The sequence below is a fragment of the Haloarchaeobius litoreus genome (assembly GCF_024495425.1).
Taxonomy (GTDB): Archaea; Halobacteriota; Halobacteria; order Halobacteriales; family Natrialbaceae; genus Haloarchaeobius; species Haloarchaeobius litoreus.
The window spans coordinates 217,694-242,921 of sequence record NZ_JANHJR010000004.1 but is presented as its reverse complement, the minus strand read 5'-3'; the positions used below and the strand labels follow the sequence as shown (position 1 = coordinate 242,921).

Genomic DNA, 25,228 nt, shown 5'->3' with positions numbered 1-25,228 from the left:
CGGTGGGTTCCGCAGACTCTTCACGGTTGACACAGACGGGCTCCACCCATCCTCTAAATCAGTTCTTCGCCCAGATTGTTGACTTAGAGTCGTGCGGATGGCGGTCTGCGTCAAGATGGGCCATTCGGCGCTCACTCCGAGGCCGTCCGCGTTGACACAGACCGTCTCCATTCTCCTCTAAATCAGCTCCAGTGGCATCCAGTAGATTTAGGGTCGTTCGGAGCGCAGTCTGCGTCAAGATGAACCCAGCGGAGTTCGCCGACGGGCCGGGAACCATCGACCCGCACGACGGCCTGCCGTGTTACCGGCCGGCCAGTCTCCCGCCGGAGATCGAGTACACCGACGACCTGCTCCGGGTGTACGGCGACGCGCAGTACGCGCTCGGTCGGCTGGCGACGCTCCACCGGAACGTGGACAACGAGAACCTCCTCATCGCACCGTTCGTCGTTCGCGAGGCCGCGATGAGTTCGCAGATCGAGGGGACGAACGTCACCGTCTCGGACATCATCCTGCACGAGATAGACGGCTCTCCGGAGCGGTCGGCGGCCGACTCGCGCGACGTGCGGGAGGCGTACAACTACGTGGACGCGGTCAGGCAGGGGTTCGAGCGGCTCGGCGACGGCGAGCAGTTGAGCGTCGATCTGATTCGGGACCTCCACGAGACCCTGCTCCACGACACCCGCGGCGTCGACGAGCATCCGGGCGAGCTACGGGACGTTCCGGTGTACATCGGCTCGCCGGACGGCTCGGCCGAGAGCGCCCGGTTCGTCCCGGCGAACCCCGACACGGTCGACCTGCTCCTGGACCAGCTCGTCGCGTACATCAACCGTGGGTCGTACCCCCCGCTCGTCGACGTGGCCATCACCCACTACCAGTTCGAGACCATCCACCCGTTTCGCGACGGGAACGGCCGGCTCGGGCGGCTCCTGATGATGCTCCAGCTGTACGATGCGGGACTGCTCCCCGAGCCGTACCTCTACCTGAGCGCGTACTTCAACCGGCGACGGCAACGGTACCTCGACCTCCTCCTGGCGGTGAGTCGGGACGGGGCCTGGGAGGAGTGGATCACGTTCGTCCTGAACGCGGTCGCGGAACAGGCCATCGACGCGTACGACTGCGGGGTCGAACTCCAGGCGCTCCAGGCCGAGTACTACGACCTGTTCCCGAACCGTCCGGCGGTGCGTGACGTGGTGGACTACGTCTTCGAGGAGCCGTACCTGACCGCCAGCCGGGCCATCGAGGCGACCGGGCGGTCACGACAGGCGGTGTACGACGCGATCGAGGCGCTGGAGGCGGAGGGCATCGTCGAGGAGATCTCGGGCGGGGAACGGTACCGCGTGTACGAGGCGCCACAGATAATCGACGTCGTCGGGTCGCCCTGAGTCGAGCGAGGGCGACCGGTCAGAAGTCGACGTCGTCCAGCGCCTCGGTCGCCACGTCGCCGAGCTCGCCGGCCTCGATGTGCGAGTAACGGTCGCGGACCATCTCCTCGGAGTTGTCGAGGTACCGGGCGGCGACGGTGTAGCCGAACGCCCGCACGAGCACCTCGCCCATGCCCCGCCGGCCGCCGTGGGGGGCGAGGTAGTCGTGCTTCGGGTGGTCGACCGTGACGTCGCTCGCCTCGGTCACGCGCCGCAGGACACCCCGGCCACCGTCGGTCGTCAGGGACGGTGGCCGGAGGTCCGCGTCCAGTGCGAGCAACAGGTCGCGGGCGTGTTCGCCGCGCCGGTCGTCGATCTCCCCGGGTCGCAGCCCGCGGTCAGCGAGCCCGTCCTGCACCAGCCCGGCGAGCGTCCGCTGGTCGAAGGTGGGGAACACCGGCCACCGGTCGCTCGGCGGGTCGAGCAGCCGGCGGTAGCGTCGCAGCGGCCCCAGGACCGGGTCCGGCAGGCTCGCGGCGTCCCACTGCTGCTTCTTGCGGTAGACCTCCATGCTCCCCGCGTCGAGGTCCACCTCGCTCCAGCGGACGCCGCGCCGGCGCGGGTCGTCGGGGTCCCGGAGCACCTCGCCGATGCGGACGGCGGTGTAGGCGACGACGAAGACGAGCGCGCGGTCCCTGGCGGCGCGGATGGCGCGGTAGCGGGCGCGACCGCGGTCGACCGGGTCTGTGTCCTCGTCGAGTGTCGTGAACGTCTCGACGGCGTCCCGTGCCACCTGGTCGACGTGGCGGGTCAGCGCGTGTCGCTGTTCTGGGGTCCACGCCTGCTGGTCCCCGGGTTTGCGTCCGTCGTCGGTGGGTAACGGGGCGGTCGCACTTGCCCGCTGGGCGTGGTGAGCGCTCAGGTAGCCCTCGTTGACGCACCAGCCGCACCAGGCGGAGACGTACGCGTAGTACGTCTGGACGGTGTTCGGCTTGAGGCCGCGGTCGCCGGCGAGGTGGCGAGCGTACTCCCGGAACACGCGGTCGTCGAGGTCGGCGAACGCGGGTTCACGATCTGCCTCGGCGACGATGCCGTCCCAGTCGTCCGGGCCTCGGTCGCCGCGGGCCCAGTCGGCGAATCGCTCCAGCTCGCGGGCGGCGTTCCGACGGTAGTTGCCGCCCTGGCCGCCCCGACCCTTGCCTTTGTCCTGGAGGTACCGGTCGAAGGTCGCGGCGATGGGACGGTCCCCACGGTCGCCGGACGCTCGCCGGTTCATCCTCGCACCGGCCGACGAGCGGTCGTCCGACGATTCTCCTCGTCCGGCGCGGGGGCCGCGGACGCGTTCGACGTGTCCTCGACGACAGCCATTCTGTGGGAGAGTGTGTTACACCGGCATTTAGCTCTTGTCGGTCGCGACCCTCCTCCCGCGGGCCCAGAGCTAAGGTGGCTCCCCTGCTCCGTCTCGATATGCGCGCAGCAGTCCTCGAATCCTACGGCGAACCCCTGAGCATCGAGTCGGTGCCGGAACCGGACCCCGAACCCCACGGCGCGGTGGTCGAGGTGGAAGCCTGCGGCATCTGTCGGAGCGACTGGCACGCCTGGCAGGGTCACGGCGAGTGGGCGGACGACCAGGTCGCCCTCGGGCAGGTGCTCGGTCACGAGCCCGCGGGCCGGGTCGTCGCGGTGGGCGACGACGTGACGCGACTGTCGGTCGGCGACCGCGTCGCGGTCCCATTCAACCTCGGCGACGGGGCCTGTCCGCACTGCCTGAACGGCCACGGCAACGTCTGCGACGACGGGTACGCACTCGGCTTCGAGCTGGACGCGCCCGGGGCGTTCGCGGAGGCGGTCCACGTCCCCCACGCCGACTACAACGCCATCGGGCTCCCGTCGAACGTGGAGCCGGAGGAGATGGCCGCGCTCGGCTGCCGGTACGTGACGGCGTTCCACGCGCTCTCGCACCGCGTCGACCTCGCGGCCGGTGACTGGGTTGCCGTCCACGGCTGCGGTGGGCTCGGCCTCGCTGCGGTCCAGCTCGCGGCCGCACTCGGGGCCGGCGTCGTCGCCGTGGACGTGCGCGAGGAACCGCTCGAACTCGCGAGCGATCTCGGTGCGACGACGACGGTGGACGCGTCCACGGTCGACGACGTGCCGGGCGAGGTCGAGGCGCTGACCGGCGACGGTGCTCACGTCTCGGTCGACGCGCTCGGGCGTGCCGAGACCTGCCGCAACAGCGTCGACTGTCTGCGGACGCGCGGGACCCACGTCCAGCTCGGCCTCACGACCGAGGCGGAACGCGGCGAGGTCTCGCTCCCCATCGACGCGATGGCTCGCTGGGACGTCTCCTTCCTCGGCTCACGGGGGATGCCCCCGACACGGTACGACGAGCTCCTGCGGATGATCGCGGCCGACAGAATCGACCCCGGTGCACTGGTGACCCGTCGCGTCGCGCTCTCGGAGGTGTCGGACCGGCTGGCCGCGATGACCGACTACGGGACGCGCGGGGTGGAGGTCGTCACCGAGTTCGGTGGCTGAGGGCGGTGGTCCGGTCAGTCGAAGGACGTCCTCCGTCCCGTCATCGAGTCGGCATCGAGGCGGACGATGACGATATCGATCTCCTCGATATCCTCGTCGAACACGCGGATTGGGGAGAAGTGGCGGTTGATTTCCGCGGTGTCGAAGCTGTCGTGGTCCGACTCGGGGATGCGGGTCAGCGTCCCCTCCGCGACGATGCTCCACGAGTCGATGCTGCGCGGGTCCTCGGTCTCCTCTGCCCCGTAGACGACGTAGGAGACGATGCCACCACCGTCCAGCAGCTCGCGCTTCCGACTGTCCTCGGTCATCCCCAGTCGGAAGTAGAGGTCCTCGCCGTCGTAGTAGTGGGCCAGTGGGATGCCGTAGGCGTCGCCGTCGTCGGCCAGTGACAGCACACCCGTTCCCTTGGCGCGCAGTCGCTCGGTTATCTCCTCGTCGTCCATCCCGTGGGTGTACGCGTACTCGATGTGTTCCATGGTGAACTCCGGGTCGTCTACACAGACGGACGGCGACGGTTTATGTAGTCCGGTGGATTCGTCGGGTGGGCTAGCCGTCCGGCACCTGCCGGTGGAGCACCGTCCTCGCGTCCGAACACCGGTGCCAGCGTGAGAGTACGTCGCCGTTACAGCGTGTCGGGAGGAACCCACGCCCGGCACAGTAACCCGCAGTTGCCCGTGCTCTCCGGCGTATAACAATCCTCCACGGGCACGAACGGAGGGAACTATCGTGACCCGAACATCGTACCGCGACCCGGAATCGAACGGGAGGCTCCGCCCGGAACCATGACCACGACGGCTGAACTCGCGGCCTTCGCCCGTGACGTCGAGTACGAGTCGCTCTCTGGGCCGGTCCGCGACGAGCTGAAGAAGCGACTCCTCGACTCGCTCGGCATCGCGGTCGGCGCGATGGAGGCGGAGACCTCCGCGGTCGTGCGGTCGACGGTCGACGAGTACGCCGGCGACGGCGACTGTCGGCTGTGGGGGAGCGGCCGACACACCTCGCCGGTCGCCGCGGCGATGTACAACACCACGCTCGTCCGCTACCTCGACTACATGGACTCGTTCCTCGCGCCCGGGGAGACGCCCCACCCCAGCGACAACGTGGCCGCCGTACTCGCCGTGGCCGAACAGCAGGGGCGCTCCGGGGCCGAACTCCTCGCGTCGCTCGCCGTGGCCTACGAGGTGCAGGGCGAACTCGCCTGGAACGCGCCGGTGCGTGGCCGCGGCTGGGACCACGTCACGCACACGGTCGTCTCGGCCGCGACCGCGGCCGGGGACGCCCGTGGGCTCGACACGGAGCAACTGCGGAACGCGATCGGCATCGCCGGCACCGCGCACAACGCGCTGCGCGTGACCCGGACCGGCGGCATCAACGAGTGGAAGGGCGTCGCGAGCGCGAACGCCGCGCGGAACGCCGTCCACTCGGTCGTGCTCGCCGACCACGGCATGGAGGGACCGGTCGACCTGTTCGAGGGCCAGAAGGGCTGGAAGGAGGTCATCTCCGGCCCGTTCCAGCTCGACCTCGACACCGGCTGTGAGCGCGTCCTCGACACGATGACGAAGCGATACGTCGCGGAGACCTACGCCCAGTCGGCGGTCGAGGGCATCGTCGAGCTCGCCGCGGGGGAGGACATCGACCACGAGCGCGTCGAGGCCATCACGCTCCAGACGTTCCACGGGGCCGCGCTCATCATCGGTGGCGGCGAGGGCAACCGTCACGACGTACAGACGAAGGCACAGGCGGACCACTCGCTGCCGTACATGCTGTCGGCGGCACTCGTCGACGGGGAGCTCACCCGGGAATCGTACACGCCGGAACGGATCCATCGCGAGGGGGTGCAGCGGCTGCTCGAGACGGTGTCGGTCGACGAGGACGACACGCTGACCGAGCGCTTCGAGGCGGGTGCGATGCCCGCCATCGTCGACGTCGCAGTCGACGACGGGACGGTGTACCGCGTCGAGAAGGACGCTTTCGCGGGGCATCCGAGCAAGCCGATGTCGTGGGACGACCTCGTGGCGAAGTTCGAGTCGATGACTGCGGACCGCTACGACGAGGCCCATCGGGACCGCATCGTCGAGACGGTGAGAGGGATTGAGGACCACGAGGTCGCGGACCTCGTCGCGCTGCTGGACTGACCACTGGCCGCGCGACGCGTCCGCCCAGTAGCACACCGTTACCGCGTCCGACGTTCAGGAGCATCACGTACTCCTATTACCGATATCGTGGTATGCTCGCACGAACCATGCCGCTCGACGAGCGCGCGTTCGACTTCCTGCACCTCACCGATAGACCGGCGGAGCCCCGGGACCGTGGAATCACGGAGAGCCGGGGGCCGTACGACGACCCGATGGAGCCGCGGGCGCTTCGAGATAGCCCCGAGACGATGGGCCACTACGTGGGTAGCGACGAGTTCTCGGGGGGCTCGTTCGCCCTGCTGCCGGAGTCTGCGGTCCGAGAGCTCGTCGAGAGCTCCCCCGAGTTCGACCTCCAGGTCTCGACCGGTGGAACCGTCGAGTGCATGCGCTCCGGGCTCTGGGGGAAGAAGTCGACCCGGGGCAGGGTCGCGTCCTCCAGCAGGGGGTGATCGCGATGGCCTACGAGACCACCGAACCCGCTGCGCAAGAGACCGGGTACCACCCGTGGGTGGCGGCGGCCGTCGCTGGACTGCTCGCGGGGGTCGGGATGGGCGTCGTGCTCTCGGTGGGCACCGATATTCTGCCCACCATCGGGGCGATCTACGGGATGGAAACGTTCGTCGGTGGCTGGCTCGCCCACCTGTTCCACAGCGTCGTCTTCGCGCTTGTGTTCGCGGCCATCCTCTCCCGACCGCTGGTCCGTCACGAGTCCTTCGGACTCTCGACGTTCGTCGGCATCGGTATCGGCTACGGCGCGTTCCTCGGGCTCGTGACAGGCGGTGTCATCTTCCCGCTGGCTATCAACGCGAGCATCGACGCCGGGCTCCCGTTCCCGTTCGTCCCGACCCCCGGCATCGAGACCTTCGTCACCGCGCTCGTCATGGGCGTCTCGCACCTCGTCTACGGTGCCATCCTCGGCCCGGTGTACGCCCTGGTCAGCCGGTCGGTCCCGCAACTGTCGGTCTGAGCCCGGGCGACCGCCACCGCACCGGGGGGTAGTGGCAGGCGAACAAAAGGGCTCACCCGCGACACTGTCGACGGGATGGCGCCACCGACACGCGGAGCGGCAGGACCCGACGCCCGGGCTTCCGGGCTCGCACTGTTCACGGACCGCTACGAGCTGGCGATGCTGCAGGGGTACCACGAGACGGGTCACGACCCGCTCGCGACGTTCGACCTGTACTTCCGGTCGCTGCCGACCGACCGTGGCTACGTCGTCGCGGCGGGGCTCGAACAGGCGCTCGACTACGTCCTGACCCTCTCGTTCGACGACGAGGAGCTCGCGTTCCTGGACTCGCTCGGGTTCTCCGAGAGCTTCCTCGAGTTCCTCGCGGCGTTCGAGTTCACCGGCGAGATACGGGCCGTGCCGGAGGGGACGGTCGTGTTCCCCGACGAACCGCTGGTGGAGGTGACGGCGCCCATCAGTCAGGCACAGCTGTTCGAGACGCTACTGCTGAACCAGGTGGGCTACCAGAGCCTCGTCGCGACGAAGGCCGCCCGGATGCGAGATACGGTCGACCGGCTCGGCGACGGTCAGGCGCTCGTCGACTTCGGCTCCCGAAGAGCGCACGGAACAGACGCGGGACTGAAGGCCGTCCGTGCTGCGTACATCGGCGGCTTCGACGCGACCTCCAACGTCGAAGCCGGTTGGCGCTTCGACGTCCCGACCGCCGGGACGATGGCGCACTCGTGGGTCCAGAGCTTCCCGACGGAGCGGGAGGCATTCGAAGCGTTCCTCGATGTCTACGGCGAGGACTCGGTCCTGCTCGTGGACACGTACGACACGGTCGGGGGCGCGCGGACCGCCGCCAGCGTCGCCGCGGAACGAGAGCTCGACATCGAGGGTGTCCGGCTGGATTCGGGGGACCTCGTCGGGCTCTCGAAGACGGTCTCGGAGATCGTCGACTGCGGGATATTCGTCTCCTCGGGGATGGACGAGTACAGCATCGAGTCGTTCCTCAACGGGGGCGGAGTCGCGACGGGCTTCGGCCCGGGGACGGCACTGGTCACCAGCGAGGACGCCCCTACGCTCAACATGGTGTACAAGCTGGTCGCTGTAGAGCAGGACGGGGACCTCGTCCCGTCGATGAAGCTCTCGCCCGGAAAGGCCACCTACCCGTGGCAGAAGAGCGTCCGCAGGGTCGAGCGGGACGGACGGTTCCATCGGGACGTGCTCGCCCTCAGAGACGAGGCTGGACGCGGCGATGAACAGCTCCGGGTCGTCGTCGAGGACGGCGAATGGGTGGGTGAATCGCCGTCGCTCGCGACCTGTCGGGAGCGGACCCTGGGACAGCTCACACGGCTCCCGGCCCGGTTTCGAGCCCTCAGGCGGCCGGCCTCGTATCAGGTGCGGCCGAGCGACGGGCTCCAAGAGATGACGGGTGCGCTCCGCGAGGAGCTCGAACGACAGTACCTGAGGGACGAGTGATGGGTCGGGTGGACACCGACCCCCCGGGCACCGCGTCGTTCGAGCCCCGGAGAGCCATGGAGAGCCGCGACATCGGCACGAGCGAGTACGGGACGCTCGACGGGGGCGCCCGCGTCTCGGAGACCGAAGGAACACTCCGGGAGACCGGCGCGAAGGGGCCGGCTCGGTCTCGGCAGCGTTCGGGACAGTCGCGCGCTCGCTGACCATGTGGCGGATACGGCTGTGCACCGACCGCGGCCACTTCATCGGGACCGGCGAGCGCTCTCGGGCCCAGGGTCGTGGGACGCTTGGACCTATCCGCAACCGGACAGGATAGCACAAAGGTTAGGAGTGAACACGTTCAATGGTAGCACATGCCAGACACCCGAAAAGGGCGAGACAAGAAGGCACTCGACGAGGAGCGCAGACAGCGGGAGCGCGAGATGCGGGAGGCCCTCGAAGAGGTCCGAGGGTCCGAAATGGAGTACGAGGAGTTGCTGGAGGACCTGATGGAGCGGGAGCTCGCGACCGACGAGTGACCACGCGGATGGTTTTCGACAATGAGACGCAATCAACCGCGGACGAGCGCGCGCGGTGTTGAACAGCCGACAGCCGATCGACCTCGCACGGACGGCGACGGATTCCCGATCGACCTGGAGGACCACGGCGAGGAGTTCGTCGTCTCGGCCAACCTGCCGGGCCTGCGGACGCAGGACATCGACGTGAGCGTACGGAACGCCCGCGTCCGTATCGCCGCCGACTTCGGCCAGGGGGACGAGGACCGGTATCTCAGGCAGGAGCGCGGTCGCGGAGAGGTGTCGCGGGTGCTCCACCTCCCCGAGCCCGTCGACGAACGACGGGTCTCGGCGAACTACACCGGTGGCGTCCTCAGGGTCCACCTCCCGAGGCGTCACCGGCCGAAGCGTGTCGAGGTGGAGTGAGGGTAGCGGATGGCCGACCAGGATGGGTCCCGTGTCTCGATCCCGGCTGGTTCGGCGACGCTCGACGGTGAGCTCCACCTGCCGGACGGGGGCTCCGGGCTGGTCGTGTTCGCCCACGGCAGCGGCAGCAGCCGCCACAGCCCCCGCAACCAGTACGTCGCGTCCGTCCTGCGCGAGCGGGGCCTCGGGACGCTCCTGTTCGACCTGCTCACCGAGGCCGAGGACCGGGCCTACGAGAACCGGTTCGACATCGACCGGCTGACCGACCGCCTCGATGCGGCCACGGGCTGGCTCCGCGAGCGCGAGGACACGGCCCCGCTCGCGGTCGGGTACTTCGGCTCCAGCACCGGTGCGGCCGCCGCGCTCAGGGCTGCCGCGGCCCGAGAGGACGTCGGTGCCGTCGTCTCCCGGGGTGGCCGCGTCGACCTCGCGTCGGCCCAGCTACCGGACGTGACCGCGGCGACGCTGTTCGTGGTGGGCGGGGCGGACACGCAGGTGCTGGAGCTGAACCGCGAGGCGTACGAGCGACTGGCCTGTGAGAAGGAACTCGTCGTCGTCGAGGGTGCGGGACACCTGTTCGAAGGCGAGGGTGAGCTGGAGCGGGTGGCGGAACTCGCGGCAGACTGGTTCGGCGACCACCTCGTGTAGGGAACCGGGCAGGGTAGAGGGCCGGGAACGCCGACTTCTCAGGACTCCTCGATCTCGATGGTGCGGGCCTCCGTCACCTCGCGCTTCGGGAGCGTGACGGTCAGGACGCCGTTCCGCATGTTGGCCTCGACGTTCTCCGTATCGACCTCGTCGGGCAGCCGGACCGACCGGTGCAGCTCGCGGTGAGTACGCTCGTGTCGGAGGTAGTGCTCCTCCTCCTCCTCTGTCTCGGCCTCGTGTTCGGCATCGATCTCCAGTCGGTGGTCGGTCACGCGGATGGTCACCTCGTCCCGTTCGAACCCCGGTAGGTCGACGGCGGCGACGAACTCGTCGTCGTGTTCGACGAGGTCCAGTGACATCTCGTCTCCTTCCATCGACAACCAGGATGCGGGGCCGTCCCTCGACCAGGTGCGTGTTGTCTCCTCGAACTGCTGGTTCATCCGTTCGGTGAGTCGCATCAGTTCCTCGAAGGGGTTGCTGGGTGTGCTCATTGCTGTCGACTCCGTGTCGAAGTACGGTGAACGACGGAAAATATCATGTGACGGATTACTTTTCAGGTGGTTTCCAGTTCCAGACGAACAGACTCCTGTCTGCGGGTATCGACCGGCCTAAGCGGCTCTCCACACCGAACTTGTCGTGCGGCGCTGAATACCGTGGGTGCACGAGACAAATCGGAGGAGAACCTCCCGACCGCCGCCTCGGGCCGTGTCGACGGACGGGCCGACGAGATTGCTGCCGCCAGCGAACGACTCGCCCGGAAGCTCGATGCGCTGAATCGGACCGTGAAACGCGTCCTGTGGCCCGGTCAGGTGTCGGTCCGGCCGTCGTGGAGCTCGAGGAGCTCCTTGTACCGGTTGCGGATGGTCACGGTGCTCACCTCGGCCACCTCGCTGACCGCGTCCTGCGTCAGCCGCTCGCCGGTGAGCTGGGACGCGGCGTACAGGGCCGCTGCTGCCAGCCCGACCGGACTCTTGCCCGTGAAGACGCCTGTCCCTTCCGCGGCGGCGAGGAGCTCGCGTGCCTGTCGCTCGGTCTCCGGCCGGGTGGAGAGTGCAGACGCCAGCCGGGCGATGTACTGCTGTGGGTTCGCGGGCTTGACCGGCAGTTCGAGCTCGCGGATCAGATAGCGGTACGCCCGCTTGAACTCCTGCTCGCCGACGCGACTCACCGCGGCGACCTCGTCGATGCTGCGGGGGTTGTCCATCTGGCGAGCCGCCGCGTACAGCGCGGCGGTCGAGATGGCCTCGATGGTGCGTCCCGGGAGCAGGTCCTCCGCCTGGGCTCGCCGGTAGATGACGCTCGCGGTCTCCCTGACCTCGTCCTGGAGGCCGAGGGCGCTCCCCATCCGCTGGATCTCACCGAGCGCCTGCTTGAGGTTGCGGTCGTCGTGGCTCTTCGCCCGGAAGCGCTCGTCCCAGGTCCGGAGCCGGCCCATCCGCCGTCGCTGGCGGGGGCTCAGCGTGGAGCCGCGACCGTCGCGGTTCTCCCAGCCGATGTGGCTGGAGAGCCCCTTGTCGTGGAGGAGCCGGGTGGTCGGTGCTCCGACCCGACTGCGGCTTCCCCGCTCACCGTCGTCGAACGACCGCCACTCCGGACCCCGGTCGACGTGTCGGTCGGTGACCACCAGGCCACACTCGGTGCAGGTCGTCTCCGCGTGCTCGGGGTCGGTCGCGAGCCGGGCCCCGCACTCGGGACACGTCTCCGTGCGTTCGGCGACGCTCTCCGTCGGTCGCTCCACCTCGGTCTCTACTCCGTCCGTTCCTGTCCTCGTATCTACAGAACTCATTTCGTCGTCACTCGGGGCCGGAACGCGAACGTCTCGGACCCGAACTAACTAACTATGAGTAACCGCATTACGTATATAAACCTATCGCGGTCTGGAGGTCGCTGCGGCTGCACGAGTGGGTCCTCCCCAGCGTTTTCATGATGGCCGACGTAGTGCTGGACGGCTATGAGCGCAGAAATCGACCGCGAGACGGTGCGGCGTGCCCGCGAGCGCCTGCCTGAGTGGACCTACGAGGCGCGTGACCAGGCCTACACGGAGCTGTTCGAGGGGCCGGATGCCGCACTCACGGACGCGGAGCTCGGGGAACTCGACCGTATCGACTCCGACCTGACGCGGCGTGGCGAGCCCGGCATCTGGGGCGCTGACGAGTACGGCATCGTCCACGATGGCGGCGTCGAGCCCGGCGAACTGGGTGTCGTCTGCACCTACCACCCCGAGATCCCATACGAGGGTTTCAGGGGCGAGGAGAGCCTCGACGAGGCGTCTCGGGAGCAGTACAACGACGTGCTCTGGACCTACTGCGAGCGCGTGGCGACGTACATCCAGACGGACCTGGACGCGTTCCTCCGTTCGGCGTCGAACTAAGGGACGCCGACCCCGATTCGTGGGTTCACATCAGCTTACTGCTCGTTCGCAGTTCATACTTAACGGACTGGCAGCCGAGGGGACCGTTCTGAGCCATGCCAATCAGCGATATCGCACGGACGGGCGTCATCACGATACACCGGGACCAGACCGCGGGCAACCTCGCGACCGTCATGAAGGAGGAGGCTGTGGGTAGCGTGGTTGTCGAGGAGGACGACCTCCCGGTGGGCATCGTCACGGACCGCGACCTCGCACTCGAGGTGCTCGAACCACGTGCCGACCCCCGCGAGGTGACCGTCGGCGACATCATGAGCAAGAACCCGATCACGGCCCACGAGGACGACGGGGTGTTCCAGGTCACCGAGGAGATGTACCGGGGCGAGGTCCGACGCATGCCGATCGTCGACGACGACGGCGAACTCAGTGGAATCGTGACGCTCGACGACCTCGTGGTCCTGTTCTCGGACGAGATGGGCGGGCTCGCCGGTGTCATCGAGGCCGAGTCGCCGAGCTACTGACCGTCACGTGACCGAGCCCATGCCCGAGACAGACGAGTCTGACGCGGAGCACCCCGACGAGTTCGAGCCGCCGTGACGGCCAGCTCGGTCGCAGCGACCGTGCAACCGGCTACTGGAACATCGTCGGGCCGGACGGCTCTTCGGGTGGGTCCTGCCCTTCTGACGCCATCATCTGCTGGTAGTGCTTCGAGATCTCCTCCATCTGCTTCCGTATCTCGTCGGCCTGCTCCTCCAGCTCCGTGGTGTCGATGTCGAAGTCGACGAGCGGCTCGAGCGCGTTCTCGATGACGGACTGTGCGGCGGTCGGATCCGGCAGGTACGGGTTCGCCTTCACGACGAGTACCGACGCTGGGACGCCGGCCTGATTACAGGCCGAGACCAGCGCGCCCGTGACACCCCCGATGAGGCCGAACCCGTCCGCGATACGGATGTCCGCTTCGCGGAGTTCAGCCTCGACCTCGTCGGTGGTCGCGACGCCGAACACCTCGCCGATCTCCTCCTCGCTCCCGGCCGGCGCACCGGTCAGGAAGATCGCGAACTCGAACTCGGCCGCCAGATCTTCGAGGACGCAGTTCGCGAGTGGCTCGAACGCTCGCCCGGGGAGCGGGACGTCGCTCTGGAGCGTCAACACGGGCGGTTCTTCCCCCGCGTACACCCTGACGAGGTCCTGTACGCGGCCGTCCTTGAACGGAGCAACGGACGGGAACTCGTCGGAGACGATGCTCCCGTGGTGCTCGAGCTCGAGCTGTCTGGTGACGAGGTCGGTCGCGATGGACGCGACGAGGCCGTGACCGGGGAGGCCCTCGATGAGGTAGGGTTCGTCTGCCTGTACGTCGGTGAACCGTCGAAACGTCGCGGTCGGTGTGTCCTGGGTCATGGGTAGTGCTGGATTACGGTGGTCAGTCCATCCACTCCGAGACGCCGAGGATGGTGTCACAGACGGGGCAGACCCAGACGGTGGCCACGCCGGAGTGTTCACCGGGTTCGCCGCCGTTTCGTGGTGTCACTTCCTCCTCGCAGTGGGGACAACGCCCTGTCATGTGGTCTCCCACGCGAGGGAGGATAAAAGTTCGTCGTCGGTTACCGTCGAGTCACGGGCTGCGACAGGCCGCTCATGGGGACGTCCCGCCCACTTCGAGGACGAGTCCGTCCCCTGCCCGCTCGAAGTCGGTCCCGAACGGTGCGGAGAGCGCGCGCATCCGCTTCCTGGCCCAGGCAGCCACCCCGGGACCTGCGCCGTGGACTGCACAGTCATGTATCTCGGTCGGTCGCAGCCGCAGGCTCGTTGGCTCGCCCGTCGGCGTCAGTGCGACCTCGAACAGGAAGCTGCGGTCGTTCCGCAGCTCGTCGTCGACCGCGTAGTCGTCGACGAAGTCGCCGGTGTCGTAGAGGATGGGTCGGCCCTCGTACACCTCGATGCCCTGGAACACGTGGGCACTGTGTCCGTGGACGACGTCGACGCCCTGTTCGACCAGCCAGTGGGCGAACCGGCGGAACGAATCCGGCGGCTCCGTGACCATGTTGGGCCCCCAGTGCAGCGAGGTGACGAGGAGGTCTGGGTCCGTAGCACGGGCCCGGCCCAGCGCCGCAGCCACCGCCTCTCTGGTCCCGGACTCGTCGCTTTCGATGTCGACGTACGCCGTTCCGGGCGTCCGTTCCGTCGCCGCGTACTCCGGCGTGTTGTCCGTGACCGAGACGATGGCCACGGTAACCTCGTCCACGTCGAAGGTGGCCGGGGCGAACGCCGTCTCACGGGTCCGTCCCGCGCCAGCCCGAGCGATACCCGTCTCGTCGAGCCGGTCAAGCGTGTCGAGGAGTGCCTCCTCCTCGAAGTCGAGGACGTGGTTGTTCGCGAGCGCACAGCAGTCGACCCCGGCCGCGTCGAGTGCCGGCAGCGCCCACTCGGGGTCCGCGCGAAACCGGAACGCCCGTCGGGTCCGCTGCCAGGGGGTGCCACGTGTCGAGAGACAGCACTCCAGGTTCACCAGCAGCCCGTCGAGCGACTGGAGCCGCTCGAGCACGTCACCCCACACGGTGGTGACGCTCCGACGAGCCTGCCGCTCGTCGACGTTGCGGCCGAGCATCACGTCGCCGGTCAGCCCGAGCCTCGGTGCCATGGGTCGTATCGACGGGCGAGATGTGGAAAAACAGCCCCGACGGTTCATCGCCGGTAGGCGGTCTCTTTCTGGGGGTTCGGTCTCCCCGCATCGTCGTGCTGGGTCCAGCGGACGAGCACAAGTCGCTCGACAACGGCTCCGTCCTCCGACGGATGCTCGCAGAGCCGCACGCCCCGGCCAGCCGACGTGGCCGGTCTCAAGCGAGTGTCTCCCGAAGCAGCCTGACGCCGAGCATCAGTACGATCCCGACGAGGAACACGAGGAAGTAGAGGAGCGAACGCATTGGCTCGGTCTCGGCCTTGATCTCCGGTATCAGGTCCGAGCTCGCGATATAGACGAAGTTACCGGCTGCGAACGGGAGCAGGACCACGGGGTAGTTCAAGAATCGACCGCCGAGGAGATGGCCGACGACCCCGCCGAGGATCACGGTCGCCTGGGTGAGGAAGTTCAGGACGAGTGCACGCTTGCGCTCGAAACCCCCGTAGACGAGCACGCCGAAGTCCCCGATCTCCTGGGGTACCTCGTGGAGTCCGATGGCGAGCGTGGTGACGAGTCCGAGGGGTATGCCGCTGAGGAACGCCGCAGCGATGACCAGGCCGTCGATGAAGTTGTGGATGGCGTCCGAGACCAGCACGAGGTACGATACCGCCTTTCGCTCGTGTGTCGTCTCGTGATGGTGGTGCCAGTTGAGGAACCCCTCCAGCACGTAGAACGTACAGAAGCCGGCGATGAGGAAGATGAAGACTGGCAGCGTGTCTTCGGCTCCCGTCTCGGCGATCGCCTCGGGGAGGAGGTGGAGGAACGCGCCGCCGACCAGACTCCCGGCAGCGAGGGCAACCAGCGCGAGAAGGAGTCGGTCGAGCAACGACTCGCTGAGGAACAGTCCAAAGACGCCTACCCAGGCGGTCAGGCTCATCCCAACGGTTGCGATGACGGTCCAGAGGAACGGGTCCATCGCTACGGGTTCAGACCGCCTCGTCCTCCGCGCTCAGGAAGGTCCGGTGGGCTGCGAGGTAGTCGTACCCGCCACCAAGTACGAGGCCGTAGATGGCGTAGGCGACGAACGTCACGATCAGGAACGGGATGCTCTCACCGACGGTCCGTCCCCCCATCCCGATGCCGTAGAACACCGAGACCGCGTACCCGAGCCAGACGATGGCGGCGAACACGACGCCGTGGGTGATGCCGGACTTGCCGGGCAACCCCCACGTGAACCCGGCGAACAGCAACGGCCACGCGATGGCGAACAGGAGGAAGAACCAGACGAACGTCAGGAGTGTCGCCGTCGAGGTGGCGAGCCCGCAGTTCGGACTCGTCGCCACCGCGCAGGAGCGCATGAACGTCGAGAACACGAACAGGTTCGGCCCGCCGAGGAACACGTCGGCGACGAGCAGCAGGACGATCAGCACGACCGCGGCTAGAAAGCCACTGCTGAGGGTGCTTCGGACGGGGTCCATAGCGGCCCTTGGCGGTTGGTCTGGAATAGTATGCACCGTGTTCCGGGTGCCGTTCGCACTACGGTCAGATCGGCGGGGGGCAGGGCCGAGACAGTGGCCGCCCCCGAACAGTACCGACGCCAGGACCGTACCGACCAGCCCGCCGCCGGTAATCCGAGACTAGCGTGTACATCCGGAATTCAGACCGCCGACCGTGAGCCTCTCAGCATGCGTCGTAGCCCGGTAGACGTCCGCGAACAGACGTTGCCAGCGGCCAGCCCCTCGGATGAGGGCGATGATACCGTGGACGACGACCGCGCCCGACCATCGCAGTCCACATGCCAGCACGAACGCACGGCTGTCCAGTTTCGTGGTGGCCATGTGGACCGATACGGCGCGGTACGGCTTGATGTCCCTCACCGGCCCGCTGGTCAGTCAGGTGCGGCCGCGGTGCCGGAACTCTTGCCCACCTCCCCCGGGTTCTTCATCCACTCCTCGACACCGAGGTGGACGAGCATGCGTCGGTCGGGACCGCGACGACGAACCCGGGGTCCAGACGACCTTCATGAGTGAGGAGAGGCCCTGTTCCGCACAGAGTCCCATCGCAGGACACGGGCGGACACGACGACGCGGACTGCCCAGGCTTCCAGGACTGTACGGCGGAAGCCAACGGCTGAAGCGTTGGGTATCCGACTGGGACCGTCCCAGTCTGAAAGAACGAATGCCGACTATCGCTACTGACGACAGGCGGGCTGAGAGTTACTTGCGGACGAGGTTCGTCGCGCGGGGTCCCTTCGGGGATGATTCGATGTCGAACTCGACTTCCTGACCCTCTTCGAGGTCCGGACCGCCGACGTCCTCCATGTGGAAGAACACGTCTTCGTCGTCGTCAACAGCGTCGTCGTCAGTCGAAATGAAGCCGTAGCCGCCTGTGTCGTTGAAGAAGTCAACTTTACCGTTTGCCATTACGAACGAACGTACACTCCACCGAGGTAAAACCCTTCCGAGGGTGTAGTTACCATGATTTTCGTTCGAGAGGCGACTCCAGCGTTCGGCCGAAGGTATGACGAGTCGGGAACCGACCCTGGAACTTGCTTCGGCAGACAGGTATTTACCGAGGCGTCACAAGGTGTAGCACGTATCGCAATGAAACCGTGCCACAGCTGCCAGACCGTCATCGACGAGTATCTCCTGGACAAAAAGCTCGAACCCCTGCGCGAGCTCACGGCTGACGACTTCAACATCTGTGCGGACTGCGTCACAATCGACGTGGATGCGTGCGTGAAGTGTGGCGGCGCGGTGTACGTTCCCGAAACCGTCTCCCCCGACTACTGCCCGGCGTGCCGGTCCGACATCATCGACCACACCGGGCACGACCCCGGCTGGACGCGGGACCACGTGTCGACCTGACCGGTCTCCAGGCTCCAACGCTTTTTCGCAGCGAAAGTCGGTCGAGCCGCGGGTCCCGGCGCGGCCGCGTCACTGGAATCAGAACCCGAACACCGGCACGAAGCGGAAGCAGAGATACGCGCCGAGCGTCGCGATCGCGGGCACGATATTCTGCATCAGGACGACCCTGGCGGTCGTCGTGGGGTTGAACAGCCCCGCCGGGCTCGGGATATCCTCGGCGTCCTCCTCGCCGATCGGAGGTAACTCCTCACCTTCCTCGTCTGCGGCCAGCGCATCCACGGTGACCGGCGGGGACTCCTTCCCGGAGACGGCCTCGGGGACGGTCACCGGTCGGGTCGCACGCCCCCACCCCAGGCCGACGATCGACATCGTCGCGATGATGACGAAGCTCGCGGGGATGCCCAGCGCCGAGAGGAAGATGACGAGCGTGGAGCTGACGGAGGCAACGACGATGGCAGCCGTCAGCGGCAGTTCCGTGATGTCGTTGCCCATCGTCTCCAGCGTCCGCCTGGCGATCGTGAACGCACCGACCGTAACGGCGATACCGCCGAAGATGATCGCCGGGTTCATCGCCAGTTCACCGCTGCCGACGAGCGGCGCGACGGCGTTGGCGATGTTCGAGGTACCGGAGCTGAAGGCCATCAGACAGCCGATCGCGACGACGGTTATCGTCCCGCCCAGCTCTCGGCGGTTGGTCGTCCGGTGCAGGCGTGGAATCGGAACCGGACCCGAACGATCGACGTCGAACAGCGGGCCGCTGCTGCGTTCCATCGCGACCATGCGGTTGAGTCGCGCGTAGAAGTACCGACCGATGATCAGCGACACCCAGAAGCCGATGATCGGCGAGACGATCCACCAGGTGAGTATCTCGGCCATGACGGCGAGGTCGAGAACGTCTCCGGCGAGGCCCAGCCCCGCGATCGCCCCGACGGCGGTCATCGACGTCGAGGCCGGGACGCCGAAGAGGTTGCCCATGAGGAGCGCGACACCGATGAAGAACAGCACCGCGATAGACGATTCGAGCGTGAAGACGCTGGTGTTGACGACGAGCTCGGTTCCGAGCTTCGTCACGACGTTCCGGCCGATGGTCCAGGCACCGATGAAGAAGAAGACACCCATCAGTGCGGCGGCAGCCGTCTTCGATATCGCGTCGGCACCGACGGCGGGCCCGAAGGCGGGGCCCGTCGTCGAGCCACCGATGTTGTATGCGACGAACATCGCGACGAGAACGCCGACGACGAGGAGTGCCTCGACCATCAGGTCTCCTCCGCTGCTTTCTCAGTCTCTTCTTTCTCGGTCTCTGCGTTCTCAGTCTCCGTCTCGTCCTCGGCTGCCTCGTCCTCCCAGACCTCCGTGGCATCCTCGTCTTCCCACTGCTCGTCCGCCGTCGCATCGTCGGTCTGTCCGTCCTCCAGCACGCCGTCCCGTTGCACGGCCTGTGATGCTTCGTCGGCCTGTGATTCGAGCTCCTTCTCCAGCGTCTCTTCGACGGTGTCACTCACGGTCTTCTCGACGGTCTCACCGACCGTCTCCTCGACTGTTTCGCTGACCGTCTCCTCGACCGTTTCGCTGACCGTCTCCTCGACCGTTTCGCTGACCTTCTCCTCGACGGTCTCGTTGACCGTCTCCCCCACAGTCTCTTCGACCGTCTTCTCGACGGTTTCGCCGACCTTCTCCTCGACGGTTTCGCCGACCTTCTCCTCGACGGTTTCGCCGACCTTCTCCTCGACTGTCTCGTTGACCGTTTCACCCACAGTCTCTTCGACCGTCTTCTCGACTGTCTCGCCGACTGTCTCCTCGACCGTTTCGCTGACCTTCTCCTCGACGGTCTCGTTGACCGTCTCACCGACGGTCTCTTCTACGGTTTCCTCGACCGTTTTCTCGACGGTCTCACCGACTGTCGCCTCGACGGTCTCACCGACTTTCTCCTCGACCGTCTCCTCGACCGAGTCACTGACCGTCTCCTCGACGGTGTCCTTGACGGTATCACTCACCGTCTCCTCGACCGTTTCCCCGACCTTCTCGTCCACCGTCTCGTCGACCGTCTCCTCGACGGTTTCCTTGACCGCCGTGGTCATCCAGTCGGGGTCGAACCTGGCCATTTTCCAGACGACGTGGATGATGTACGAGATCAAGACGCCGAATCCGAACGCCAGGCCGATTGCGTTCCCGGCGACCATGATCAGCCCCACCGAGATCGCGATCAGTAGCCCGTAAACGAGATCGACGATCGAGTCGACCCGACTCGGGTTCACAGTGCACCCCGGCTGTGTCGTTCGGTTCCGAGAGAAGTTCGCCGCTGGTCGAGTGTTAGAATATTCACGTATCTACGTATAATGACCTGCGAGTCAAGTACCTTGGCAAAGACAGATTGGGTCGGCTCGTGAATCCCTCTCCGGGGGTACTATTTATGGCGGGAGAAGTGCGCCGAATCCACGAACACGACACCCAACTGCGGAGGGCCAACTGGCAAGTCCACCCGCGGAGTTGGCCAGCAGGTGGCCGAGCGTATCGGTGACGCTGAAGCGCGGGAGGGAGACGTACGCCTCCACAGGGACCCCCGGCAAATCGTGGAGGCTGCTGAGGAGCGGGACGCGGTCATCGTAGAGGGGGGTTCGGTCCAACGGACGCCGTGGCCAGTTCTCCCGCTATCGTCCGGCCCACGGACCCGTAGCCACCGACGGACAGCGTCGTCATACCGAGAGATCGATTCCCCCGAGTCGGCGGGCGTTAATCGCGACGATGATCGTCGACAGCGACATGAACACCGCGCCGATCGCCGGCGACAGGAGGATGCCGATGGGTGCGAGAATCCCTGCCGCGAGCGGGAGCGCGAACACGTTGTAGCCGGTCGCCCAGACGAGGTTCTCCTGCATCTTTCGATAGCTCGCCTTCGACAGTCGGATGAGCCGTACCACGTCCAGCGGGTTGTTGTCGACGAGGATGATGTCGCCCGACTCGATGGCGACGTCGGTCCCCGAGCCGATGGCGATACCGACGTCAGCTCTCGTGAGCGCCGGTGCGTCGTTGACGCCGTCGCCGACCATCGCGACGAATTTCCCCTCGGACTGGAGTTGTTCGACCTTCGTGTCCTTCTCCTCTGGCAGGACCTCCGCGAAGTACTGGTCGATACCGAGTTCTTCCGAGACAGCCCTCGCGACATCCTCGGAGTCACCGGTCAGCATCGCCACCTCGATGTCCATCGCGTGTAGCGCCTCGATAGCCTGCCGGCTTTCGTCCCGGATAACGTCCGCCAGCGCGAACGCTGCGACAGCTTCGGATTCGTCGTGAACCAGGTAGATGACCGTCTCTGCGTTCGAACCGGCTTCCTCAGCGAAGGCGGCGATGCCGTCGGATCGTTCGATACCGAGTTTCTCGATCAGGTTTGGTCCACCGATATGAACCGTCTCGCCGTCCACAGTAGCTCTGACGCCGAGTCCGCGGAAGTTCTCGAAGTTCGAGACCTGCGCCCGCTGGATGTCCCGTTCCTCGGCGGCGTCACGGATCGCGCGGGCGATCATGTGCTCTGAGTCACCCTCGACACCAGCGGCGACTTCGAGCGCTCGCTCTTCACTCCAGTCGCCTGCCGTCTCGACGCCGACGACGCCCTGTTCGCCCTTCGTGAGCGTGCCCGTCTTGTCGAATATCACCGTATCCAGGTTCCGGGATTCCTCCATGGCGATGCGGTCGCGGATGAGCATCCCGTTCTGGGCAGCCGTCGAGGTGTTGATCGCGACGACGAGCGGGACGGCGAGGCCGAGTGCGTGGGGACACGCGATGACCAGTACAGTCACGACGCGCTCGAGGACGGTGATGTTGAACCCCGTGGCGACGACCCACGCGACGGCCGTAATCGCCGCGACGCCGAGTGCCACATAGAACAGCCAGCCAGCTGCGCGGTCGGCGAGCAACTGGGTTCGGGATTTCGATTTCTGGGCTTCATCAACGAGCCGCATGATGCCCGCCAACGTCGTCTCCTCGCCCGTCTTCGTAATCTTGATGCGGAGGCTCCCGTCCTGGTTGACCGTCCCGGCGACGACCTCCACTCCGGGCGCTTTGTCAACGGGACGGGACTCGCCCGTGATCATCGACTCGTCGACCGACGACTCGCCTTCGACGACTTCGCCGTCGGCCGGCACGGATGCACCCGGACGGACGAGTACGACATCGTCCTCGCCGAGTTCGGAAACGGGCACCTCCTCGGTATCTCCACTCTCGGTGATACGCTCGGCGGTGTCAGGCATGAGTTTCGCCAGCTCGTCGAGCGCCCCGGAGGCCTGCCGGACCGACCGCATCTCCATCCAGTGGCCCAGCAGCATGATGTCGATTAGCGTGACGAGCTCCCAGAAAAAGGGCGTCGTTCCCTCGAGGAACAAGCTGGCGATGGAGTAGACGAACGCGACGGTGATGGCCAGCGAGATGAGCATCATCATCCCTGGCTCACGGTTCTCGAGTTCCGTGCGGGCCATCGAGAGGAACGGCACGCCACCGTACGCGAAGATGATCACCGAAAGGACGGGCGTGATCCAGACGCTTCCGAGGAACGTCGGGGCTGTGTAGCCGAAGACGTCCTGGATGAATTCGCTGAAGAAGATGACCGGCACCGAGAGCGCGAGCGAGACCCAGAACCGACGCCGGAACATCCGCTCGTGACCCGAGTGATCGGTGTGGGCCCCGTGATCTTCGTGCTCTCCCCCGTGGACGTCCCCGCCGTGGTCGTGTGCGTCGGGATCGTGTTCATCCCCTCCAGTATGGGCGTGGTTGGCCTCGGCGCGACTGTGTCTGGACCCGGCTTCGTGGTCGTGGTGTGCGTGTTCGTCGGTGCTTCCGGGTTCCGTGGTGGTCTCGCCCGTCCGGTCGTGGTCCGTGTGCTCGGAGGAGTGAGGAGGCTCCGTGGCGGACGAGGAATCCGTCGCTCGCCCCCCTCCATCTGCTTCTAACTGGCAGATTCGGCAGCAGTAGACGGGTCCCTCGGAACCGGTTTCCGACCGAGAGTCCCGGATACGTTCGTGGTCTTGGTGGTTGCTCATGGGTTGGGTGTTGGTGCCGCTCCCCGCTTGGGTGTTGATACCGTTCCCCATTATACCGTCCGAGGCCTGATACTGCATGGGACGGTCAGGGTAGGTGGACTCGGAAGGGAACGGCGGGGCGGTCGCCCGCGAACGTTCTGGGTGCTCTCAGGCGTGGGCGGTGTATCCAGCGTCTTCGACGGCTTGCACGAGGGCCGTGACGTCGGCGTCACCATCGACCCTCGCCTGTTCGGCCTCGCGATCGGCGGTGGCGTCGGTCACGCCAGACACGCCTCGAAGCGCCTCTTCGACTGTCTGTTCACAGTGGCCGCAGGTCATTCCCTCGACGGTGATCGTTTGACTCATTCCGGTGGGAAATACGGTCGGCTCCTCTTTGTCGTTTGCTACTTCGATACTGCTGTTCGAACTGCCGTGAAACGACGTATTCCAAAGTATCTTCAGGGGAATAGTATTGTATCCTGCGTCCTTTTCGGCCAGTATGCGAGAATAGGACGAAACCGACATGGAGATTCTCTCGCTGTTAGCCGAGAACGCCCGTCGCCCGTTCAGCGTGATCGGCGAGGAGGTCGGCCTCTCGGGGCCAGCCGTCTCAGATCGCGTCACACGGCTCCAGGAGACCGGGGTCATCAACCACTTCACTATCGATGTCGACCGTACCAAACTCAGAGCTGGGGTGCCCGTACTCGTTCAACTGGATCTCCCGTCCGAGTCGTTCGACGCGGTACGCGAGCGGGTCAGAAACGACGACTCTCTGGAGACAGGAGACTACTCCTCGGTGAGGAAGTGCCGTCAAACTCGAATTCGCGGATTGTATCGAACGGGGACGGTTCGTTCATACCTTGTCCTACGGTGACGTGGCTCTTGAATCATCTTCCCCATGAACGGGGTGACGATGTGGAAGGTCACTTCAATTCTCGACACCTCGTGAAACCGCGCAGCAAACCATTAGGGAGTCGTGCTCGTACTCTCTCATAGTATGTACGAGGACAGCCTTCTTCCGTTCGATGGAAGTGATGGGGCTGCAGCTGTACTTCATCACGCCGCCGAACCAGCTGACGACTGCACGAACACAGCGCCCATCGGCGAGTTGGTCGAGGAGATGGACGCACTTACGATGGTCGAGGACGAGTTCGTGAATCTGATCCTCTCGGATATGCCGCCTGTGCCCGCTACCTACGAGGACATCGGCGCGACGAATCTCGGCCAGAATGCCGTCGACGACCAGGAGCCGTTCACGCTCGATCTCGGACCGAACAACTGTGCCGCCAGCCAGTGCTCGCTTGCTGGGTGACTAACGATGCCGATGGTCTCTGACCCAGTACTGCTCCAGACGGTCGCCGACCTGTTCCCCAACGGGGTCGGCCGGTACGCTGTCGGCGGACTGCTCGTCGGCCTCGGGACCGTCCTGATATACATCGGAACGGGGATCCAAGCCGGGGCGAGTACGTTCCTGGAGTCGACGCTGTCGTACGTCTCCGACCAGTCACGGTTCCAGCAGTACGTCGCCTCGCGTGACTGGCGGCTCGTGTTCACGGCTGGCATCATCCTGGGCGGACTGGCGTTCGCTGCGACGTTCCAATCCGGCGTGGTCACGAGCTCGCTGTACGAGCCCGGAACGACCGGCCAGCTGTACGAGGTCGCCGGCGTGACGCTCTGGATGACCGATGTCCAACCGTGGCGGCTGTTCCTCGGTGGCATCTTGGTCGGCATCGGGACCCGGGTCGGCAAGGGCTGTACGTCCGGTCACGGCATCTGTGGTGTCGGCTCGGCATCGAAAACGTCGATTGCTGCCGTGCTGACGTATCTGACCGTGGCAATCGGGACGGCCCAGGTTGTTGCCGCGCTGGGGGTGAGCCCATGAGCGATCGGCACCCGCTGTTCAAGCCGCTGATCTTCGTCGGCGGCCTGATCTTCGGGTTCGGGCTCGGGTTCAGCCACATGGCCCGGCCTGAGGTTGTGCTGAACTTCCTCCAGTTCGATGACCTCGGACTCCTGTTCGTCCTGTTCGGCGCCGCAGTCGTCGCCGGGATCGCGTTCGCAGTGATGCCCCGCATCCGCGACGCCGCACCCCTCACGGGCGACCCCTACGAGCGCCGGCTGAAGTCGTTCGACCGGAACGTCCTCGTCGGCGGCGCCATCTTCGGCGTCGGCTGGGGACTGTCCGGAATCTGTCCGGGCGCCGCGTACGCGAGCCTCGGCGTCGGAAACGTCACTATCCTCTGGGCGCTCGCCGGGATGTTCTTCGGCGCGTACGCACAGGGCTACTGGCGGAGCCGGAGCCAGGAGCGTGATACCGCCACGACGGGTACAGACTAGCTC

At 66.3% G+C, this 25,228-nt stretch carries 28 protein-coding genes and 3 pseudogenes; 17 read left to right on the top strand and 14 right to left on the bottom strand.

The features are described from left to right. The first annotated feature begins 239 nt into the window (after positions 1 to 239). Positions 240 to 1,382 carry a Fic family protein gene (locus NOW55_RS18820; protein ID WP_256401662.1) on the top strand — a complete coding sequence of 381 codons (1,143 nt, stop codon included), beginning with the start codon at positions 240 to 242 and terminating at the stop codon, positions 1,380 to 1,382. 19 nt (positions 1,383 to 1,401) lie between these two features. Here NOW55_RS18820 and NOW55_RS18815 read toward each other — a convergent pair whose 3' ends face one another. Further along, entirely contained in the window at positions 1,402 to 2,637 is a 1,236-nt protein-coding gene (locus NOW55_RS18815) for a site-specific integrase (protein WP_256401661.1), read from the bottom strand. A gap of 191 nt (positions 2,638 to 2,828) precedes the next feature. Here NOW55_RS18815 and NOW55_RS18810 point away from each other — a divergent pair, with 191 nt between their 5' ends. Then, positions 2,829 to 3,896, top strand: coding sequence for a zinc-binding dehydrogenase (locus NOW55_RS18810; protein WP_256401660.1), 1,068 nt, complete (start codon positions 2,829 to 2,831; stop codon positions 3,894 to 3,896). A 14-nt stretch (positions 3,897 to 3,910) separates the two neighbouring features. On the opposite strand, the gene NOW55_RS18805 is transcribed toward NOW55_RS18810, so the two are convergent. After that, on the bottom strand, positions 3,911 to 4,372 hold the full coding sequence (locus NOW55_RS18805) for a pyridoxamine 5'-phosphate oxidase family protein (protein ID WP_256401659.1): 462 nt from the start codon (positions 4,370 to 4,372) through the stop codon (positions 3,911 to 3,913). A gap of 306 nt (positions 4,373 to 4,678) precedes the next feature. Here NOW55_RS18805 and NOW55_RS18800 point away from each other — a divergent pair, with 306 nt between their 5' ends. From NOW55_RS18800 to NOW55_RS18765, 8 genes are all read left to right on the top strand, one after another. Beyond that, a complete protein-coding gene (locus NOW55_RS18800) occupies positions 4,679 to 6,031 on the top strand; it encodes an MmgE/PrpD family protein (RefSeq protein ID WP_256401658.1) in 1,353 nt (450 codons plus the stop codon). A 92-nt stretch (positions 6,032 to 6,123) separates the two neighbouring features. Next, positions 6,124 to 6,480 carry a phosphosulfolactate synthase gene (locus tag NOW55_RS18795; RefSeq protein ID WP_256401657.1) on the top strand — a complete coding sequence of 119 codons (357 nt, stop codon included), beginning with the start codon at positions 6,124 to 6,126 and terminating at the stop codon, positions 6,478 to 6,480. A gap of 5 nt (positions 6,481 to 6,485) precedes the next feature. After that, entirely contained in the window at positions 6,486 to 6,998 is a 513-nt protein-coding gene (locus NOW55_RS18790; RefSeq protein ID WP_256401656.1) for a hypothetical protein, read from the top strand. Between the two features lie 75 nt (positions 6,999 to 7,073). After that, positions 7,074 to 8,459, top strand: coding sequence for a nicotinate phosphoribosyltransferase (locus NOW55_RS18785; RefSeq protein ID WP_256401655.1), 1,386 nt, complete (start codon positions 7,074 to 7,076; stop codon positions 8,457 to 8,459). Continuing rightward, the gene (locus tag NOW55_RS18780; protein ID WP_256401654.1) at positions 8,459 to 8,662 is read left to right on the top strand and encodes a hypothetical protein; all 204 of its coding nucleotides are present in this window, start codon (positions 8,459 to 8,461) and stop codon (positions 8,660 to 8,662) included. Before NOW55_RS18785 ends, NOW55_RS18780 begins: the two co-directional genes overlap by 1 nt. 150 nt (positions 8,663 to 8,812) lie before the next feature. Then, a complete protein-coding gene (locus tag NOW55_RS18775; protein WP_256401653.1) occupies positions 8,813 to 8,977 on the top strand; it encodes a hypothetical protein in 165 nt (54 codons plus the stop codon). A gap of 21 nt (positions 8,978 to 8,998) precedes the next feature. Continuing rightward, entirely contained in the window at positions 8,999 to 9,379 is a 381-nt protein-coding gene (locus tag NOW55_RS18770) for an Hsp20/alpha crystallin family protein (RefSeq protein WP_256401652.1), read from the top strand. A gap of 9 nt (positions 9,380 to 9,388) precedes the next feature. After that, positions 9,389 to 10,027 (top strand): dienelactone hydrolase family protein, encoded by a 639-nt coding sequence (locus NOW55_RS18765; RefSeq protein ID WP_256401651.1) that lies wholly within the window; start codon positions 9,389 to 9,391, stop codon positions 10,025 to 10,027. A gap of 38 nt (positions 10,028 to 10,065) precedes the next feature. On the opposite strand, the gene NOW55_RS18760 is transcribed toward NOW55_RS18765, so the two are convergent. Both NOW55_RS18760 and NOW55_RS18755 read right to left on the bottom strand, forming a co-directional pair. After that, complete coding sequence (locus NOW55_RS18760; protein WP_256401650.1) at positions 10,066 to 10,518, bottom strand: Hsp20/alpha crystallin family protein; 453 nt, start codon at positions 10,516 to 10,518, stop codon at positions 10,066 to 10,068. A gap of 314 nt (positions 10,519 to 10,832) precedes the next feature. Then, positions 10,833 to 11,813: a transcription initiation factor IIB gene (locus tag NOW55_RS18755; protein WP_303648825.1), complete on the bottom strand. Its 981-nt coding sequence runs from the start codon at positions 11,811 to 11,813 to the stop codon at positions 10,833 to 10,835. A 165-nt stretch (positions 11,814 to 11,978) separates the two neighbouring features. On the opposite strand from NOW55_RS18755, the gene NOW55_RS18750 reads away from it, so the two are divergent. After that, positions 11,979 to 12,398: a DUF7539 family protein gene (locus NOW55_RS18750; RefSeq protein ID WP_256401648.1), complete on the top strand. Its 420-nt coding sequence runs from the start codon at positions 11,979 to 11,981 to the stop codon at positions 12,396 to 12,398. 95 nt (positions 12,399 to 12,493) lie between these two features. Beyond that, entirely contained in the window at positions 12,494 to 12,916 is a 423-nt protein-coding gene (locus NOW55_RS18745; RefSeq protein WP_256401647.1) for a CBS domain-containing protein, read from the top strand. A gap of 109 nt (positions 12,917 to 13,025) precedes the next feature. Here NOW55_RS18745 and NOW55_RS18740 read toward each other — a convergent pair whose 3' ends face one another. From NOW55_RS18740 to NOW55_RS18715, 6 genes are all read right to left on the bottom strand, one after another. Next, a complete protein-coding gene (locus NOW55_RS18740) occupies positions 13,026 to 13,793 on the bottom strand; it encodes a proteasome assembly chaperone family protein (protein WP_256401646.1) in 768 nt (255 codons plus the stop codon). A gap of 22 nt (positions 13,794 to 13,815) precedes the next feature. After that, on the bottom strand, positions 13,816 to 13,956 hold the full coding sequence (locus NOW55_RS18735) for a phage terminase large subunit family protein (RefSeq protein WP_256401645.1): 141 nt from the start codon (positions 13,954 to 13,956) through the stop codon (positions 13,816 to 13,818). Positions 13,957 to 14,028: 72 nt separating this feature from the next. Next, positions 14,029 to 15,033 (bottom strand): CapA family protein, encoded by a 1,005-nt coding sequence (locus NOW55_RS18730; protein WP_256401644.1) that lies wholly within the window; start codon positions 15,031 to 15,033, stop codon positions 14,029 to 14,031. Between the two features lie 196 nt (positions 15,034 to 15,229). After that, the gene (locus NOW55_RS18725) at positions 15,230 to 15,988 is read right to left on the bottom strand and encodes a ZIP family metal transporter (RefSeq protein WP_256401643.1); all 759 of its coding nucleotides are present in this window, start codon (positions 15,986 to 15,988) and stop codon (positions 15,230 to 15,232) included. Between the two features lie 10 nt (positions 15,989 to 15,998). Then, entirely contained in the window at positions 15,999 to 16,490 is a 492-nt protein-coding gene (locus NOW55_RS18720) for a DUF6789 family protein (RefSeq protein WP_256401642.1), read from the bottom strand. 738 nt (positions 16,491 to 17,228) lie between these two features. Then, positions 17,229 to 17,435, bottom strand: a complete 207-nt coding sequence (locus NOW55_RS18715; protein WP_256401641.1) for a cold-shock protein — start codon at positions 17,433 to 17,435, stop codon at positions 17,229 to 17,231. A gap of 180 nt (positions 17,436 to 17,615) precedes the next feature. Between NOW55_RS18715 and NOW55_RS18710 the strand changes: the two genes are divergently transcribed. Further along, positions 17,616 to 17,879: a DUF7571 family protein gene (locus NOW55_RS18710; RefSeq protein WP_256401640.1), complete on the top strand. Its 264-nt coding sequence runs from the start codon at positions 17,616 to 17,618 to the stop codon at positions 17,877 to 17,879. A gap of 78 nt (positions 17,880 to 17,957) precedes the next feature. On the opposite strand, the gene NOW55_RS18705 is transcribed toward NOW55_RS18710, so the two are convergent. The 4 genes and pseudogenes from NOW55_RS18705 to NOW55_RS18690 form a co-directional block, all read right to left on the bottom strand. Next, positions 17,958 to 19,136 carry an inorganic phosphate transporter gene (locus tag NOW55_RS18705; RefSeq protein WP_256401639.1) on the bottom strand — a complete coding sequence of 393 codons (1,179 nt, stop codon included), beginning with the start codon at positions 19,134 to 19,136 and terminating at the stop codon, positions 17,958 to 17,960. Between the two features lie 191 nt (positions 19,137 to 19,327). After that, a pseudogene (locus NOW55_RS18700) lies at positions 19,328 to 20,134 on the bottom strand (hypothetical protein); the annotation flags it as partial. 438 nt (positions 20,135 to 20,572) lie between these two features. After that, positions 20,573 to 22,522: a heavy metal translocating P-type ATPase gene (locus NOW55_RS18695; protein WP_256401637.1), complete on the bottom strand. Its 1,950-nt coding sequence runs from the start codon at positions 22,520 to 22,522 to the stop codon at positions 20,573 to 20,575. Between the two features lie 534 nt (positions 22,523 to 23,056). Beyond that, on the bottom strand, positions 23,057 to 23,254 hold the full coding sequence (locus tag NOW55_RS18690; protein WP_256402000.1) for a heavy-metal-associated domain-containing protein: 198 nt from the start codon (positions 23,252 to 23,254) through the stop codon (positions 23,057 to 23,059). A 157-nt stretch (positions 23,255 to 23,411) separates the two neighbouring features. On the opposite strand from NOW55_RS18690, the pseudogene NOW55_RS18685 reads away from it, so the two are divergent. The 4 genes and pseudogenes from NOW55_RS18685 to NOW55_RS18670 all read left to right on the top strand — a co-directional run. Then, positions 23,412 to 23,666 (top strand): annotated as a pseudogene (locus NOW55_RS18685) (Lrp/AsnC family transcriptional regulator); the annotation flags it as partial. A gap of 282 nt (positions 23,667 to 23,948) precedes the next feature. Then, a pseudogene (locus NOW55_RS18680) lies at positions 23,949 to 24,200 on the top strand (MBL fold metallo-hydrolase); the annotation flags it as partial. Between the two features lie 12 nt (positions 24,201 to 24,212). Next, the gene (locus tag NOW55_RS18675) at positions 24,213 to 24,770 is read left to right on the top strand and encodes a YeeE/YedE family protein (protein ID WP_256401635.1); all 558 of its coding nucleotides are present in this window, start codon (positions 24,213 to 24,215) and stop codon (positions 24,768 to 24,770) included. Further along, positions 24,767 to 25,225: a YeeE/YedE family protein gene (locus NOW55_RS18670; protein ID WP_256401634.1), complete on the top strand. Its 459-nt coding sequence runs from the start codon at positions 24,767 to 24,769 to the stop codon at positions 25,223 to 25,225. The genes NOW55_RS18675 and NOW55_RS18670 overlap by 4 nt, the downstream gene beginning before the upstream one ends. The last annotated feature ends 3 nt before the right edge of the window (positions 25,226 to 25,228 follow it).